The organism is Sulfurimonas sp. (genome assembly GCF_028714975.1).
Taxonomy (GTDB): domain Bacteria; phylum Campylobacterota; class Campylobacteria; order Campylobacterales; family Sulfurimonadaceae; genus Sulfurimonas.
Map to the genome: position 1 here is coordinate 181,956 of NZ_JAQTLH010000003.1, position 16,562 is coordinate 198,517.

16 protein-coding genes are annotated in these 16,562 nt (G+C 31.9%); 1 reads left to right on the forward strand and 15 read right to left on the reverse strand.

Going from position 1 to position 16,562, the window contains the following annotated elements:
- Window positions 1-85: 85 nt before the first annotated feature.
- Window positions 86-1,099 (forward strand): glycosyltransferase family 4 protein, encoded by a 1,014-nt coding sequence (locus tag PHQ93_RS04280; protein WP_299941277.1) that lies wholly within the window; start codon window positions 86-88, stop codon window positions 1,097-1,099.
- Window positions 1,100-1,101: 2 nt separating this feature from the next.
- On the opposite strand, the gene PHQ93_RS04285 is transcribed toward PHQ93_RS04280, so the two are convergent.
- Genes PHQ93_RS04285 through PHQ93_RS04355 form a run of 15 tightly spaced genes read right to left on the reverse strand, consistent with a single transcriptional unit; the run spans window position 1,102 to window position 16,559 of the window.
- Window positions 1,102-1,848 carry a glycosyltransferase family 2 protein gene (locus tag PHQ93_RS04285; RefSeq protein ID WP_299941280.1) on the reverse strand — a complete coding sequence of 249 codons (747 nt, stop codon included), beginning with the start codon at window positions 1,846-1,848 and terminating at the stop codon, window positions 1,102-1,104.
- On the reverse strand, window positions 1,845-2,996 hold the full coding sequence (locus tag PHQ93_RS04290; RefSeq protein WP_299941283.1) for a glycosyltransferase: 1,152 nt from the start codon (window positions 2,994-2,996) through the stop codon (window positions 1,845-1,847). Before PHQ93_RS04290 ends, PHQ93_RS04285 begins: the two co-directional genes overlap by 4 nt.
- Window positions 2,993-4,018, reverse strand: coding sequence for a glycosyltransferase (locus PHQ93_RS04295; RefSeq protein WP_299941286.1), 1,026 nt, complete (start codon window positions 4,016-4,018; stop codon window positions 2,993-2,995). The genes PHQ93_RS04290 and PHQ93_RS04295 overlap by 4 nt, the downstream gene beginning before the upstream one ends.
- Entirely contained in the window at window positions 4,011-4,943 is a 933-nt protein-coding gene (locus PHQ93_RS04300) for an acyltransferase family protein (protein WP_299941288.1), read from the reverse strand. Before PHQ93_RS04300 ends, PHQ93_RS04295 begins: the two co-directional genes overlap by 8 nt.
- On the reverse strand, window positions 4,927-5,694 hold the full coding sequence (locus tag PHQ93_RS04305; protein WP_299941291.1) for an FkbM family methyltransferase: 768 nt from the start codon (window positions 5,692-5,694) through the stop codon (window positions 4,927-4,929). Before PHQ93_RS04305 ends, PHQ93_RS04300 begins: the two co-directional genes overlap by 17 nt.
- Window positions 5,695-5,696: 2 nt before the next feature.
- Entirely contained in the window at window positions 5,697-6,473 is a 777-nt protein-coding gene (locus PHQ93_RS04310) for a glycosyltransferase family 2 protein (protein ID WP_299941294.1), read from the reverse strand.
- Window positions 6,454-7,614 (reverse strand): glycosyltransferase, encoded by a 1,161-nt coding sequence (locus PHQ93_RS04315; RefSeq protein ID WP_299941297.1) that lies wholly within the window; start codon window positions 7,612-7,614, stop codon window positions 6,454-6,456. The genes PHQ93_RS04310 and PHQ93_RS04315 overlap by 20 nt, the downstream gene beginning before the upstream one ends.
- Complete coding sequence (locus PHQ93_RS04320) at window positions 7,593-8,507, reverse strand: NAD(P)-dependent oxidoreductase (protein WP_299941300.1); 915 nt, start codon at window positions 8,505-8,507, stop codon at window positions 7,593-7,595. The genes PHQ93_RS04315 and PHQ93_RS04320 overlap by 22 nt, the downstream gene beginning before the upstream one ends.
- Window positions 8,504-9,283 carry a class I SAM-dependent methyltransferase gene (locus PHQ93_RS04325; protein WP_299941303.1) on the reverse strand — a complete coding sequence of 260 codons (780 nt, stop codon included), beginning with the start codon at window positions 9,281-9,283 and terminating at the stop codon, window positions 8,504-8,506. Before PHQ93_RS04325 ends, PHQ93_RS04320 begins: the two co-directional genes overlap by 4 nt.
- Window positions 9,280-10,893, reverse strand: coding sequence for a glycosyltransferase (locus PHQ93_RS04330; protein WP_299941306.1), 1,614 nt, complete (start codon window positions 10,891-10,893; stop codon window positions 9,280-9,282). The genes PHQ93_RS04325 and PHQ93_RS04330 overlap by 4 nt, the downstream gene beginning before the upstream one ends.
- Window positions 10,880-12,733: an asparagine synthase (glutamine-hydrolyzing) gene (gene asnB, locus PHQ93_RS04335; RefSeq protein WP_299941309.1), complete on the reverse strand. Its 1,854-nt coding sequence runs from the start codon at window positions 12,731-12,733 to the stop codon at window positions 10,880-10,882. Before asnB ends, PHQ93_RS04330 begins: the two co-directional genes overlap by 14 nt.
- Window positions 12,734-12,764: 31 nt before the next feature.
- Window positions 12,765-13,505 (reverse strand): FkbM family methyltransferase, encoded by a 741-nt coding sequence (locus PHQ93_RS04340; RefSeq protein ID WP_299941312.1) that lies wholly within the window; start codon window positions 13,503-13,505, stop codon window positions 12,765-12,767.
- A 2-nt stretch (window positions 13,506-13,507) separates the two neighbouring features.
- Window positions 13,508-14,200 (reverse strand): hypothetical protein, encoded by a 693-nt coding sequence (locus tag PHQ93_RS04345; RefSeq protein ID WP_299941314.1) that lies wholly within the window; start codon window positions 14,198-14,200, stop codon window positions 13,508-13,510.
- The gene (locus PHQ93_RS04350) at window positions 14,197-15,600 is read right to left on the reverse strand and encodes a flippase (RefSeq protein ID WP_299941316.1); all 1,404 of its coding nucleotides are present in this window, start codon (window positions 15,598-15,600) and stop codon (window positions 14,197-14,199) included. The genes PHQ93_RS04345 and PHQ93_RS04350 overlap by 4 nt, the downstream gene beginning before the upstream one ends.
- On the reverse strand, window positions 15,594-16,559 hold the full coding sequence (locus PHQ93_RS04355; protein WP_299941319.1) for a GDP-L-fucose synthase: 966 nt from the start codon (window positions 16,557-16,559) through the stop codon (window positions 15,594-15,596). Before PHQ93_RS04355 ends, PHQ93_RS04350 begins: the two co-directional genes overlap by 7 nt.
- Between the last annotated feature and the right edge of the window lie 3 nt (window positions 16,560-16,562).

Here is a 16,562-nt window from a genome sequence, read left to right on the forward strand (position 1 = left end):
TAGAAAATCCTCGTGTCGGCACCACTTCTTAGTTTCAGACCATCCATTTCAACAACCGTAACAAAAATTAAGTATAATTGTACCGATGATTGAAATAAAATACATTTTACCGTTTATATTATCATTTTTATTTATATATCTTCTTATAAGATATGCTTCAAAAATCGGGATATTGGATATACCAAACGATAGAAGCATACACGCAAGCACCGTACCTAGAAGCGGCGGCATCGGCTTCATCTCTGCACTTTTCATATCTTTTGCACTGCTTGAGACGGCTCTGTTTTTACAATATATCTATATGTTCTTGGCAATTGCAATAGTTTTTATCGCAGGTTTTTACGATGACTATAAAAATCTCTCACCTAGAATTAAATTTTTCGCCATAGGCTCATCTACACTTTTTTTGTACTTTAATAATATTTACATAGACTCTTTGGGAATTTATTTTGGATTTGATGCCGTGCTGTTTTATCTCTCTATCCCGTTTACTATCTTTGTCGTTAGCGGCTTTACAAATGCCCTAAATCTCATAGACGGACTTGATGGACTAGCCGGAGGAATCTCTATAGTAATCCTTACAACCTTTGCTTATGTCGGCTTTGTTTTTAACGATGAGTTGATATTTTTGCTATCTATATTTACAATAGCCGTTTTGGCTGCTTTTACAATGTTTAATTGGTCGCCGGCAAAAATATTTATGGGTGACAGCGGGAGTTTAAGCATAGGTTTTATCATATCTACAATAGCGATTTTAAGCATAAAACATATACATCCCGTAATAATTTTATACTTTGCAGCCATTCCCATCATAGACACCGTAGTTGTAATGCTTAGACGAATAAATATGAAACGCTCGCCGTTTTTGGCGGATAAAACACATATACATCACATACTTTATAGATTTTTCGGCGATGCGAAACAGACTGCAATATTTTTGATACTAGCTCAACTTATATTCTGTTTTTTGGGGTATGTAGTAGCTAGACACATTGAGCATTACCCAAACGGTCTATTCCCGATAGCTATGATTTTTACTTTTTTTATCTTAATTGCAATGGCGTATATGATTTTTACGACTATTTTAAAAAAGGGATGATTTTATTTTCTTACAAATCCCATCAATTTACTTGGATATTTTGAGAGTATCTTAAAAATATTCGTATCAATCTTGTTTTGTCTGCAAACTCTTAACTGCTCGATGTTGTTTATCCAGATACTGCTAAAAGATGTGCTGACTCCGCCAAGCCTCATCTTTACAAGCACCTCTTTCATATAGCTGTAGCTTATCTTATTCGTATATAAAAACCTTGCCAATATATCAAAATCCGCTCCGATTTTTAAGTCCGTTCTAAACACGCCGTACTTCTCATAAACCCATCTTTTTACAAAAAAAGTGGGATGAGCAGGCATCCAGCCGTAAGCAAATTTTTGCGGCGTAAAGTAACTGCTATCATAGTGTCTCACGATTTTGTCTAAATTTTCAGATTTTACATATACCAGATCCGCAAACACGCTATCTGTTTGCTTCTCTTCAAACTCTTTGACAATTCGCTCTATAACACCGTTGTCTATATAAAAATCATCGCTGTTTAGTATCCCCACCACATCGCCGCTAGCAAGAGCAATACCTTTATTCATAGCATCATAAAGCCCTTTGTCCGGTTCACTTACAAACTTGTTTATCTTATTGCCGTAGCTTTTCACAACTTCAACCGTACCATCCGTACTTGCACCGTCTATGATGATATACTCTATATCTTTATGCGTTTGCCCAAGAACCGACTCTATCGCATCTTTTATGGTTTTTTTGTTATTCCATACTACTGTTATAATTGAGATTTTCAAGCTTTATATCCTAAAATATTTTTATAGATCTCTATTTGATTAGCTATCACACAATCATTTTCATATAATTTTGCAGTTTTTATAGCATTTTTAGAGAGTTCTTCATATTTTGCAAAATCATATGATTTTTTAATCACTTCCTCCAAATCATCTACTGCGCACAAAAATCCATTTTCGCCCTCTTTTATAAAATCTCCTCTTGTTCCGATATCAAACCCTATGACAGGTACTCCAAAACTCATAGCTTCTATGATAGTTAGTCCGAATGTTTCATACAAAAATGAAGATTGAATAAGATACTTTGATTTTGAAATATATGAGAGTGTCATATCTCTGCTGCACTTACCTTTAAATATTATATTCTTTTGATTAAACTCTTTTTGCAAATCTTCTTCTATCTCACCGCCGCCGATAACAGTAAGAACAAATCTTTCATCTAAACTCTTCCAAACTTTTAAGAGTTCATATATCCCTTTTGATTCTTCAAGTCTGCCGACATAGATATACCCGTTTTTTTCCTTTTGCACATCAAATGCCATACTTAAACTATTGGATTTAAGTATTATTTTTTGCTCATTAATACCGAGTGACTTTACTTTTGCTTTTTGAAAATTCGTAAGTGCAAAAAAGTAGTCGATATTATCAAATACTTTAGTAAAGCGATAAAACCAAAATGAAACTTGAGCTACCAAACTTTGAAGCAAAGATTTTCTATAACACCTATTTAGTATCCCTGCAAACGAAAATTTTTTTTGAGTACATAATTCACAAATACCGTAATTATCCCTGTACAAAATACCTGATATGCACCAAAGACGATAATTATGAAGCGTGTGGATGACTTTCGCACCTTCATCTTTTGCAGCTTTAAAAACACTAGGCGTCAAAAGCGGAAAAAAATTATGAACATGCACCAAATCTATTCTGTTTTCTTTAACTATCGCTCTGACTTTTTTATAGTGCTTCTTTGAAAACCATATCTCAAAAAGAAGTTTAAACTTGTTTATATCATCGTTTGAAACTTCATAAGAGTATACATTTTCGCATCCCAGTTTTTTTTGTAAAAACAAAAGTTCATTTTCATAAACTATATCTTCGCCGCCGATGTTGTTTGATTGGTACTTGTTATGGATTATTAGAATTTTCATATATAAGAACTTATCTGATTTCGGTCTTTATCGTCAATAGAAAATTCTTCGACTCCTGCTAAAAGCTCATCATACCTTTTTGCATCAATATTTATAATAATATCTTTTAAATTTTTACTATCTTTTGGGTCAAATATATATCCGTTTACTCCATTTTTTATAAGCTCTACTGAGCCGCAATTTTGACTTACAATTACAGGCAAGCCGAAATAGAGTGCCTCTTCTATCACCAAGCCCCATGGCTCTATCACGCTCGGCAATATAAAAATATCGTTATTTAAAAACTCATCTTTTAGCTTTTTATTTTCAATCGGTTCTTTAAAGATTATATTTGATTTAGCCATTTTTGCAAGAACCTCCTTCTCTTCTCCATCACCTATGATAGTTAAAAAACACTCCTCTAAAGAGTTAAACAGCTCTATAAGAGTTTTTAAATTTTTCACTTTTGAGAGTCTTCCTATATATAGAAATCTTTTTTGATATCTTTTTTCTTTTCTTGCAAATTCCGTTTTATTGATTATTCCTACGCCTTTGGTTACTTTAATTTCACTTTTATAGCCAAGCGCGTTTAATAGTTCAACATGTAAAGCACCTGATGCGAAGACCGTAGATATGCGGGATAAAAAGAGTTTTTTTATAACTCTTTTTATCCCGACAGTACTGCTCTCCAGCACTGTTGATTCCAAGGCTAAGCAGTTTTTAGACTTTGGATAAAAAAAGACCAAATACCAAAATTCACCCAGCTCCCAACCGCTCACAAGCAACTTTTTATACTCTATATTTTTTATAATATCTTTTATCTTTCTTATATTTGCGAACTGATTTCTATTTTGAAAATCACCCTCGCTTAACACTTCATATCTAAACTCTGCATTTTCTAGGCTCACAAAATCATCCGCTCTTTTTTCATTCGTGTCGCCGGAGATAAAAATCACGAAAATATTTAATTTTTTTGAGAGTTCATTATAAAGATTGACTTTATAAAAAACCGGTATATGGGTAACTATAACATAATCATACATAGTTAAATACCCCTCTGCCGATAAATCTCTGTTTTATAAATATAATAATTTGAAGCAGCAAAAGTGAAATAAACAGTTTTATATACCAATCTCCAAAATTAATTTTTAGGGCCGCAATATGAGCGATATTATTTGTATATGGATGAGTGATAAAAAGCAGCATTGCATTCCCTCCCCATATGCTTAATATTTTAATCTCAAAATTTAGTTTTTTAAATATAAAGAAAAATATATAACTCATAGACACAGCCCAAAGTAAGTTTACTAAAATATTACCATAGCTCTTTGATGCTACATCTAAACTAGGAACTCCAAATAAAATATATAATCCGACTAACATAAAAGGCAGAAAGTATAATAATCTGTTATCTTGATAAAATCTAAAAAACAGACTTCCTGCAAACAAAAATAAAATGGCATTTAAGCCGTTGTCTACGCCAAACGGCAACTCCGTATAAAAACTAGATATAAATAATGAAAATATAACGGCAGCTTGGATAAATAAGTTTTTGATATATTTATTTATAACAAACAAAAAAACTCGTGCAAAAAACAGAGCAGGCAAAAACCATAAAACGAAAGCGTATGTATTTTGCAGAGATGTTATATCCATCCATATAAAGATACCTTTTAACTCTTGTATATAATCCAAAGGTTCTCTATGAAGCGCTATACGCTTTATAATTTCAACAACCAAACCCAATAAAGCAAATATAAAATAAGGAATCATCAGCTTTTTAAAATCTTTTAAAATAAAATCCTTTATCGGCAAATCAAATTTAATAAAAAAACCGGCTAATATAAAAAAAAGAGGTATATGCCAAGAGTATATAAAGGCACTAAAAGGTGATGCGATATGTCCTAATATAACGGATAAAATAGCAAAAGCTTTTAAATTTTCTACCCAATTAATTTTTGGCTGCAAAATAGTTGTTCTCGCTTATCTGTTTTATATTTTTATACCCATAACTTTTTAAAAGTTCAAAAACATCATCTTTTGCAAAACATTCAAATACGATGCCTTTTACATTGTAAAAAGTTAAAAACTCCTTTGCGCCCTCAAAAACTTCTTTTTCAAAACCCTCGACATCTACCTTTAAAATATAAGTTCTATCTTTAGAGTAGTTATAATCAACAACAAATTTATCCAAAGTGCTTACTTCAACTTCTATACCGCTGCCCTCCTCTACGATATGGTTGATAGTTGAACTTCCGCCGTAATCAGAAAAATGTGTCGAGCCTATTTTGTTTGATAGTGCTAACTGCTTAACATTTGTCTCGGAAATATTGTTTAATAAAAAATTCATTTTACATCTATTTGCAGTGTAAGGGTGAGGTTCAAAAGCTATAATTTCAGAGCAAATATCCATCAAAGAAATACTATATGACCCTATATTTGCACCTATATCAAAAAACAGGGTATCACTTCTCTCGTCACTTTTTATTAAATCTCTTAACATAAACATCTCTTTTTTATCCGGAATCTCAGTATATGCATACATTGTTGAAACATTACATTGCGGATACATAAAAATATTTTTACCGTTAAATATTTTTTTGGAAACTACGCTATTGGTTACTCTTTTAAATAGTTGAAATATAAAGCCGAATACCAAATATTTTAAAATATCAAATCCATCATTGTTTTTAAAAATATACTTTACTATTCCCAACATTTTCAATCCATTTTTATTATTTTTTTTACATAATACTTTAATAATGTCCAGTAGTTTATAAGTTCAAGCACCAAGCTGTTTGCAACTCTGTTTTTTCTTTTAATTTTGTCATACTCTTTAAAAATTTCCAGTATTCTGCCGTTTCCGATTCCATCTGCTCTCCATCTAGCTGCTATAACATCTTTTATAACCACTTTTGGAAACTCGTGATAACTTCTTAACAAATGTTCATAATCCATACAAAAAGTGTTTTCTACATCAAACAATCCATATTTCTCAAAATAGCTTCTATGCGTAAAAAGACCTTGATGAGGCATAGACATCCTAAATAAAAGTGATTTTTTATCAAAAGATTTAGCCTGCTTAGATACAAATATCTCTTTGCCTGCTTCATCTATACGCTGAATTTTTGCACTTACAAAAATATCTTCTTTTGGATTTATGCCAAAAAAAACCTTTTCTAAAGAATCAGATGCATAAAAACCGTCTCCGTCGCCTTGAAAATTAATGTAATCACCCTTTGCAACCTTTACGCCTTTGTTAAAAGCATCGCTTATCCCCTTATCTTTTTCGCTTACCCAATAATCAATCCTATCTTCATATTTTTTTATAATATCAACCGTACCGTCGGTTGAACCGCCGTCTATGATGATGTACTCTACATTGTCATAAGTTTGGTTTATGATGCTTTGGATAGTTTCTTCAAGATATTTTTCACCGTTGTAAACTACCGTTATGACTGAGATAAGAGGTTTATCTTTAATTGTTGATGACATCATTTACTATCTCTATATATTTTTGTGCAAAGTTTTTCGTTCTCTCTTTCAAATCATAGCTAGAAAAACCACAATTCTCACAACTATAACTCTTTAAGATGTTTTTTAATGATTGCACATCAAATCTATCAAAAAAAAGCGCTTCGGGATACTGTTCCTTATGTACATCCAAATCTGATAAAATCATATTTTTGCCTACGCTTTTACACTCTTCAACGGTTGAGCTCCATCCCTCAAATAAAGAGGGATTTATAACTGCTTTTGAAAATTTAATGAACTTAAAAACATCCTCATAATCTACTAAACCTAAAAGTCTAATATTGTTATGCAACTTATTCTCTTCTATAAAATTTGTTATAGTTGTTATGTAGCTGGCATTTCTATAATCATTCAAATATCCCGTACAAACTATGCAGATATCACTATCTTCGCTCACAAGTAATTTAACCGCCTCAAACACTAACATATGATTTTTATGCTTCCAGAACTGGTTTGGTATGTAAAAGAAAATATTTGGTAAATTATACTTATGCATCAAACTGATTTTATCATTCTCGTTTAAATCAAAATATTTACTATCAGGTTGTGAAACAAATTGTAATACACTCGCTTTATAAGTATATTTTGGAGCAAAAGTTTTAAAATCTTCTAAGGCATCATAGCTGCTTAAAACAATTTTATCGCTTTGTTTTATCAAATTTAAAAAATTTTTATTTCTTTGCTCTATCTCTTTTTTAGAAAACATTTCCGGCAAATGTAAATGTTGAAAATCAGGTATCCAATTAATAGTTTTACATATTTGTAAATCAATTATAGACGAATGGGAAAGAAGTTCAATATGGTGTTTGTTTAATAATCTCTCCAATAAAAAATTTCTATTTAAAATCTTTGTTTCTATTTTGTGTAAAAACCATTTGATACTTTTTCTGTCGAAGATATCATCTTCTATGACAATAGCATACTTTTTAAACATATTTTTTATATCGATATCAGTTTTTTTACCGACAAAAACAGTTATTTGCAAGTTATTATCTATAGATTTTATAGCGTAAAGCAAATTTTTAAAATAATTTAATCCGCCCATCCACTCTTTTGATACGGCACCTATAAATCCGACTCTTATCACTTTTGTTTCTTTACCCATTTTATATACTCTTTTACTCCTTGGTTAAAATTAACCACTGGTTCCCAGCCTAGTTTTTTTGTTTTACTTATATCTGAGTGGTAGTAAATTGGGTTGCCTAAATTTCTTTGATTATTAAAAACTATTTTTATATCAGAGTGTAAAATCTCTTTAATTAAATTTACAACATCATAAACGCTATGCTTTACACCGCTTCCACCGTTTAATATGATAAATTTATCTTCAATTGAAAGTAGCTTTAAAAATAGATCCATCACATCCTCTACATGAATAAAATCTCTTGTTTCGCTGCCTGTTCCCCAAAATTCAACTTCACTGTTTGATAAAATCATCTTATTATAAGCATCCCACAGCAACTGTTTTCTTAAACCGTTTCCATAAACTGAAAATAATCTAACTATTGATACTTTGATATCATATTTTTCAGAATAACTTTGACATAAATCTTCAGCTATTTTTTTGTGATAACCATAAGGCGAAACAGGTTTGCCTATATAATTTTCTGCAATCGGTTCATCATTGCACTCACCTAAAACAGCGGGGCTTGAGGGATATATAAGATGTGCATTTGGATTATAAAGCCTGATATATTCCAATACTTCCAAAGTTCCATCAACAGTTTTTTTAAAATCTTCATATGGATTTTCCATGGAAAAACCCACAGAACCGCTGCCTCCGCAATGTATCACTACATCAAATTTTTCATTTATCTCTTTAATGGCTTTTATGTTAACATCTGATTTAAACCAATAATCCAATCCGATCATACGACACTCTTCTACAAGCAAATCACCATGCCCTATACCGTATGTTTCAAACTTTAAATTTTTAAAATATTTTGAGATATGAGAACCTAAAAAGCCTTTTGCACCCGTGATTAATATTTTTTTCACTTTTTACCCATTTTTTTTATTATCAAATGCATATCACTGTCCGCTTTTGATTTTTGATTGAAAAAGCAGTCTAAATGCAATTTTCTGACTATTTTTTCTACAATAAAAATTTTATTTGTAATCTTCTTTTTAGAAAAAATATGTAAATTTTGATTGTTTGATATAAGAAAATATCCATATTTTTCAGCAATATATTCTAAGCTTTTTTTAGAAAACAAAGAGATATGCTGCCCATGTTCTAAACAAAAATACCACCACTCATTTGGATTTGGAGTTTGTTTTGGCACTAATTCAGTTGAAAATAACACCGTATCGGTCAAACTAAAAATATTTTCTATCTCTTGAAGCGGATTTTCAAAATGTTCAAAGTTTTCAAAAGATGTTACTGCAGCATATCGATTATTTTCAACTTTACCTTCAAAACCTCTTGCAACTAAGTTTGTTGCATATTTATCATACCAATAAAAGTCAAATCCCTTATCTCTCATAAGTCTCGTAAATATTCCGTAACCGCCTCCATAATCAAGAAAAGTTCCATTTTTATTGCATACTAACGACAAAATAGTAGCAGCTATTTTTGCAAAATTGTTGTTTCTTACCATAACTCCCGTATCTGAAATACTGATAGCATCACTGTATGACTCTTTTAGCCAGTACGGCTTTTGAGTCTGTAAAAAACCACAATTAGGACATTTAAAATATTGAGCGGTGTATTTATTTAATATTTGGGCGTCAAAAACATAACTACTCTCTTCATTACATATTTTACAGTTCAAAACAAATCTCCAAATCGTGATGTCGCTGCCATAACTGGCATATTTATATATGGCTTATTTGTTTTTAAAATAGCAAGATACTCATCTTCACTCGGCATCAGAGTTTCTAGCTTTTGGTCAAAATCAGATACTTTTTCCCACTTATTTAACTTGAAATTGTATCTTTTGATTACTGTAGAGGGGTTCCCGACTGCGATGCTAAAAGGGGGAATATCTTTTGTTACCACACTTCCTGCTCCTATTATAGCACCGTGTCCAACCGTAACTGCACCTAAAACTATCACGCCCGCACCTATCCATACATTGACGCCTATCTTTAATACATCCTCATCGGTAGTACCTGTTGTGATATATGGACTTAACGGGTCGTTATATCTGTGATTGCTTCCCAAAAATTTACATTCATTGTTCGTCATTACATAATCACCTATAATCAGCTCTTTGCTTGAGCTAAGAAGATTTCTGCGCCCTATATAGCAATAATTACCTATTTTAATATGTTCAAAATTCTCCACTCTTTTATTTACATTAAGCCAGCTCTGCTCACCTACGAGAGTATTTGAGCCTATACTTATATACCCCCAACCAAAAACATTGACTGTTTTATCAATATATGTATTTTTTCCAATCTTTTTTTTATAAAAAAGGAGTTTTAACTTTGAAAGCAATATTGACAAAAATTGTTTTTGTTCATTAGTTAATACTTTTTTAGCAAATTTGTTAACTCTGTTTTTTACTTTTAAGAATAAAGAGATTTTACTTTCTTTTTTAAATATATTTTTTACCATATTTGCCACACTCTCTTTTTCAAAAATCTCATTAGTCAAAATAGGTCTGTATAATGTTAAAGTTTTTTCTATATTAGAGCTGCTGCAATGTACGCCGCTTCCGTCAAACCCTATATTTTGTACTAAACTTTTAGCAGGGTAAAGTGTCAACCCGCCTCTTTGCAACACGGAAAAATACCAATAAATTGCCCAAGAATCTATCTTGCCATTAAGTTGAGATTTTGACATAGAGATGTAATCATAAGATCCGTAAAAGTTAAACTTGTAGTGATTGCTTTTATCTTTAATATATTTTTCTAATTTTTCACTATCTCTTTTAAAATGCTTCCACTTATCTGCCCATGTTGCCCAACTCCACGAACTGGTAACAGATAAAAAATAGGTGCTATCTATTAAATCTACTTCATCAGTAAAAGAGTATCCCGTAATGCTATAGACTTGTTGTTTATTTTTATAAAATTCCAAAGCCTCATTCATAAATTTCAAAAAATAGGGGCTTGTCACAAGATCATCTTCAAGTACGATTATTTTTCCATACTCATTTACTATTTTAGTTACTCCGTCTATGATGGAATTTGCAAGTCCAAAGTTTTTTTCTCTCTCAACAATGGTGACTTTTTTAAAACCGTCTATCGTTTTAATATAATTTCTAACCTCATCTACACTCTCTTTTGCATTTAAATTTTTAGCTTCATCGGAGTAGATGAAAAGCTCACTCTCATTTGCAAATTCGTTTTTTTGTAGTGCTTCAACCGTTTGTTTTGTATGCTGCGGTCTATTATAAACAAATAAAACTATAGGTGCTAAATTATGCAAAGTCATACTTTCTCTTTATGATTGATTTTTCCCATAAATATTGACTTATAGAACTCCATGCTTTTTCTCCGTCTGAAAATAAGTTACTTTTTCTATCAATGATATTTAAAACCAATTGCTGTGTCTCTTTTGCATTATCAACTAACGAAGAGTCTAAAAAATCTTTTGAGTGTACAACATCGGCAAACCACTCTTTTAAATCATTTTGCATCCAATCTACAATAGGAGAGTTAAATCCGATTTTTGACTTTCTCCAAGTTACCTCTTTTGGCATATACGGATCCATTGCATCTCTAAGTAGTTTTTTAGTATATCCGCCTCCAAATTTACTGTTATACGGAAGTGAATTTACAAAAGTAACTATTCTATGATCCATAAACGGCATTCTAATCTCAACACCGTTCATCATGGAGTATCTGTCATAATTTCTCAAAAGCGTAGGCAAAATTGTTTCATGAAATATTACATAAAGATGTTGTGAAAAATTATCTAACTTCTTAAAATTATTATGATCAGAATCTTTGGAAATAATATCTCTTTTCATTAGTTTATTTATACATTTTCTAACCATATATTTTAAATAAATTTCAGAATTTGAAGTTGATTTTCTATGAGCTCCGACATCACCGAGTGTACCCTGATATGTATTTAAGACATCCATTGTACTTTTTAAACTAAATTTACTATCCCAAAGAGCCTCTAGCATATGTCCATAACCGCTAAAAAGCTCATCTGCTCCGTGACCGTCGAGAGTAACGGTAATTCCATGTTTTTTAACAGCTTCATAGGTCATAAGCATCGGTATAGGGGATGTAATATATAGCTCTTCAAATATATAAAAATACTCATCTAGCTTATCCCATTGTTTAAGTGGATCAATTTTTACAAATGTTGCTTCTATGCCTATATGATCTGTTACCATCTTGGCATAATGTGATTCATCTAAAAAAGTATTTGGAAATGAGGCCACAAAGGCATGTTGCCAATCTTTTTTGCCATAATCGATATGCCCTTTAGATAGATGTGCCATAGCTGACATAGTTGCACTGCTGTCAAGACCCCCACTAAGTGCCGTACCTATCGAAACATCTGATCGCATCCGTATTTTACAGGCATCTAAAAACAGCTCTCTAAATTTTTCTACTTGATCATCATAACTACTTGGTATCTTTTCTAAGTGGTCTAATGTGTTCCAATATCTGGATATTTTTAGTTTTCCATCCTTAAATACTCCGTTATGTCCGTATGGGAATCTTTTAATACCCTCTATTAAACATTTATCCGTACTTTCATATAAGAAGATATTATTTTTCATCCAATGAAAATCTTTTGAAGGTTTTACCTCTTTCAAAAATGGATATATTGCTTTCATTTCGGAAGCAAAAATTAATTTCTCGTCTACAAAAGCATAAAACAACGGTTTTTTGCCAAATCTATCTCTTGATAAAAATAACTCTTTTTTCAAACTATCCCATATAGCAAATGCCCACATCCCGTTAAACTTTAAAACTGATTTTTCACCCCACTCTATATAGGCATTTAAAAGAACTTCGGTGTCGGAATTTGAAAAAAATTTATATCCTTTTTTTAAAAGCTCGTTTTTTATCTCTAAAAAGTTATATATCTCTCCGTTAAAAACTATACTATATCTTTTTGATTCATTAAACATAGGCTGATGTCCATTATGCGATAAATCCACAATTGACAATCTTCTGTGTCCTAGTGTAATTTCCCCGTTAATAGTATTGATCCCATAATCATCGGGACCTCTGTGAGAGAGAGTATCAAGTGCTTTTTTAAAAAAAGTTTCATCTGTTTTTGGAATTGTTCCTAAGATTGCACACATTTTTATTTACCCTGTATTTTATATTTAACAATCAAACTTGACTTCCGTACTTATTAAAATTACTTCTGATAAATAAAACGGTATTTATAGTTTTTGCAGATATACAATATCCTTGATTTTTTAAGAAAACCGTTATTTCACTATTTTGTATCTCATATAAGTTGCTGCCTAGTATCTCCACAAGTATTACTTTTGGTTGATATTTTTCGAAATTATTAGACTTTAACACCATAAAATCCAATCCTTCAACATCAATAGATAAAAAATCTATTTCTTGATTTATCGGTAAATATTTATTCAATATATCTTCTAAAGTCACTGTTTCAATCTCTTTTGTAAATATTAAATGAAACTCGTTGTTAAGGTTTATATACTCTTGAGATAACTCTTTTGAAAACCCATTTAGTGCCGGTTCATTAAAAGCATAGTATGTCAAAACTTGTTTTTTATCTGAAACGGGTTTTTCTATATTTATATCTCTTGGACGGATTTTATTAAACAGTTTCATGCTATTTGGCATTGCATCAATATTAATACCCTTCCACCCTTTTTTATAAAAAAAGTAAGTATTTGAAAATCTTTTTGGATGATGAGCTCCGACATCTACATAAAAGCCCATTTGTTGTTTTTCAAACAATCTTCGCAAAATCATATCTTCACCCTCTTGTGAATATGATTTTAAAGCATAACCGTCAAAATAGTCATTTTTAATATCGGCTATTTTTTCTTTTAAATTTTTTGGCAATAGCAACTTAATTAGTTTTTTTAACATTTTCATTCACCGTTTTGTTTGTCGGCAGCAATTGAAAAGTTAGGCTGTTCATTATCAATCGGTTTAAAATTAAAATTTCTCGATAAAAACATAGAGGTAGTCCAAGTGTAATCATTTATCGGACCGAATCCATGGAAATCAACCTCAATTAAACCCAAGTTTTCTCTGAAATATTTTGAAGTTTCTTTATACCAGTCAGAATTATCTAATATTATCATATATCCTTCATCCGATTCTTTATTTAAATAATGTTCGACAATTTTTGAACATTCAACTCTTCTAATACCGTCAATAACGATTACATCAAATTTTTTATCAAATGTTGTTATGGAATTTTCATATTCATTATTATTTGCTTTACAAAGCAGTATTTGATTGTTTTTTAAATTTTTGCTTACTTTTTCATACCATACTTTGTCATGTTCTATTGAAACAATACTTTTTGCTTTATTACTCCAAAATATTGAAGAGTTACCGCTTCCGTATTCAAAAATAGACTTTTGCGAAAAATCTATATTATTTAAATACTCTATTGCAGGATATGTATACCAAGGAATTTTATTATTATTTTTATCTATACAATCCCAATTTTTAATTGTTCCGTACTGTCCATATTCTAAAGCCAATATCTTAAAATTTATTAATTGCTTTTTGATTTTCAACGGAATCATTCTACTGATAATTTTCTCAATCATAGCAATCTCCTTAAATTGATTGTATCTAATTTCATAAAAAAAACTTTTCTTGTTTTAGCATTAAAATAATCAAATAAAAATCCGGCTACACTATAACTAATCAATGTTGCAACTGCCGCACCGTTTACACCATATTTTGGAATCAAAATAAAATTTAAAATTACATTTATTACCATTCCGCTAAAAGTTCTCCAAAAAGCCAATGTTTGTAAATTTTCAGAGATAAACCACTTTCCGCTTGCAACTCCCAAAAACACAAATACTCCGGCCCAAATATGTATCATCAACACACTTCCCGCTTCGTCATACTGCCCGCCGTAAAGAAAATTCACAATCCAACCACTTAAGAATGTCATGGGAAGGGCTATTGCGATAGCCATCCATACCATAAGATTATAAAGCTTTTGAAGTCTGGCATAATAAAGATCTTCGCTTATCTTTTTAGCATTTATGATGGCAGGAAAAAGCGAGCTAACGACAACCATAGGGATAAAATACCATGCTTCACTTATGCGAACTGCTGCCGCGTACTGTCCGACTGCATTAGCATCCAACATCTCCATTATCATAACTTGGTCTATTTTCATATAGACAGAGACAACTATACCGCTAAGTATGAGCGGCCATGAGTCACGCAGTAAATCAACGGCTATTACTTTGTTAAACTTCCAATTAAATGCAAATAGATTGCTTCGCTTTGCTCGCAATGACGGTGATTCGTTGGGTTGCTTCGCTTTGCTTGTAATGACGGTGATTCGTTGGATTGCTTCGCTTTGCTTGCAATGACGATTACGAATATAAAAATAGATATACCCCAAAGCCAAAACAAAACTATCAAAAAGCACTGTCCATGCAAAAGCCTCAAGCGATGCTTCATTGATGATAAGTGTGATTTTAACGATGGAAGAAAACAAAAGACTTAGTACATTTGCATAAACGATATATTTACCCATCACTTTTGATTGAAAGTACATGTCTACGACATTGAAACTCTGAAATATTGTCGCACTTGCGATTATAAAAATAAGCATATTTGTTTGCGTATCGTTTGAAGTAAAATTGACGGCGATTGCTAAAACGATGAGCACGCCAAACGCCCCGATAAACTTTAGCCAAAAAGCAGTTCCTATGAGTTCATCTCGCCTGCTTTCATCTTTTACAAGTTCACGGATTACAATACCGTCAAGCCCAAGCGTAGCAATTGCAGTAAAAAGCCCCACAAAACTCTGCGCATAGCTAAAAAGTCCAAACTGCTGGGGTCCGAGATAACGAGCCACCCAAATACCTACAAAAAGCCCTACAACCATACGGAGTATTTTTTCACCAAGCAGCCATGAAGTATTTTTAAAGTACTTCATAAAGCCTTGATGATTTTGCAGGGATTTTAGTTTTGTCAGCATCGGTTATCTAAATACCACTCATAAGCTTTTTTTATTCCCTCTTCAAGCTCTACTTTGTGTTTCCATCCGAAATTGTGGAGCTTAGAGGGATCTGTTAACTTCAAAATTGTTCCATCAGGCTTACTTGTATCAAAAGCTAGTTCACCGCTAAAACCGACTACTTTTTTCATAAGATATGCCAACTCTTTTATGCTTATATCTTCTCCCGAACCTATATTTATATGAGTGTTTCTAATCTCTTTTTCATTGTTGTCGTAAGTATCTTTAAAGTCTACATTTTCCATTAAAAATACACATGCGTCTGCCATATCTTCGGAGTATAAAAACTCTCTTCGCGCCTTTCCGCTTCCCCAAATCTCAACAGTTTTTGAGTTATTGATTTTTGCTTCATGCATTTTTCTCAAAAGTGCCGGCAATACATGCGAAGTGTGAAGATCAAAATTATCGTTTGGACCGTAAAGGTTTGTCGGCATTACACTTATAAAGTTTGTGCCGTACTGGATGTTATAACTCTCGCACATCTTTATACCTGCGATTTTTGCTACGGCATACGGTTCGTTTGTATACTCAAGCGGACTTGTAAGGAGACTCTCTTCTTTCATCGGTTGCGGAGCGTTTTTTGGGTAGATGCATGTTGAGCCTAAAAAGAGAAGTTTTTTTACTCCGTGAACATAACTTTGATGGATAACATTATTTTGGACTTGCAGGTTTTCATAGATAAAATCTGCTCTATAATCATTATTTGCCGCTATACCGCCGACTTTAGCGGCTGCAAGTATTACATATTCCGGTTTTTGGGACTCAAAAAATTCTATAACTGCTTTTTGATCCATTAGTTCTAACTCTTCATGCGTTTTATATACTAAATTTGTATAACCTTTTTTAGTTAAATTTTTTACTATAGCACTTCCGACAAGTCCAAGATGTCCTGCCACATATATTTTGCTATCTTTGTTCATTTT

Bases quoted from the DNA above. Each gene is read 5' to 3' on its own strand.
- PHQ93_RS04295 (WP_299941286.1), bottom strand. From the start codon at position 4,018: ATGTATGATTATGTTATAGTTACCCATATACCGGTTTTTTATAAAGTC.
- PHQ93_RS04310 (WP_299941294.1), bottom strand. From the start codon at position 6,473: ATGATGTCATCAACAATTAAAGATAAACCTCTTATCTCAGTCATAACG.
- PHQ93_RS04315 (WP_299941297.1), bottom strand. From the start codon at position 7,614: ATGGGTAAAGAAACAAAAGTGATAAGAGTCGGATTTATAGGTGCCGTA.
- PHQ93_RS04340 (WP_299941312.1), bottom strand. From the start codon at position 13,505: ATGTTAAAAAAACTAATTAAGTTGCTATTGCCAAAAAATTTAAAAGAA.
- asnB (WP_299941309.1), bottom strand. From the start codon at position 12,733: ATGTGTGCAATCTTAGGAACAATTCCAAAAACAGATGAAACTTTTTTT.
- PHQ93_RS04280 (WP_299941277.1), top strand. From the start codon at position 86: ATGATTGAAATAAAATACATTTTACCGTTTATATTATCATTTTTATTT.
- PHQ93_RS04330 (WP_299941306.1), bottom strand. From the start codon at position 10,893: ATGACTTTGCATAATTTAGCACCTATAGTTTTATTTGTTTATAATAGA.
- PHQ93_RS04355 (WP_299941319.1), bottom strand. From the start codon at position 16,559: ATGAACAAAGATAGCAAAATATATGTGGCAGGACATCTTGGACTTGTC.
- PHQ93_RS04350 (WP_299941316.1), bottom strand. From the start codon at position 15,600: ATGCTGACAAAACTAAAATCCCTGCAAAATCATCAAGGCTTTATGAAG.
- PHQ93_RS04290 (WP_299941283.1), bottom strand. From the start codon at position 2,996: ATGAAAATTCTAATAATCCATAACAAGTACCAATCAAACAACATCGGC.
- PHQ93_RS04305 (WP_299941291.1), bottom strand. From the start codon at position 5,694: ATGTTGGGAATAGTAAAGTATATTTTTAAAAACAATGATGGATTTGAT.
- PHQ93_RS04345 (WP_299941314.1), bottom strand. From the start codon at position 14,200: ATGATTGAGAAAATTATCAGTAGAATGATTCCGTTGAAAATCAAAAAG.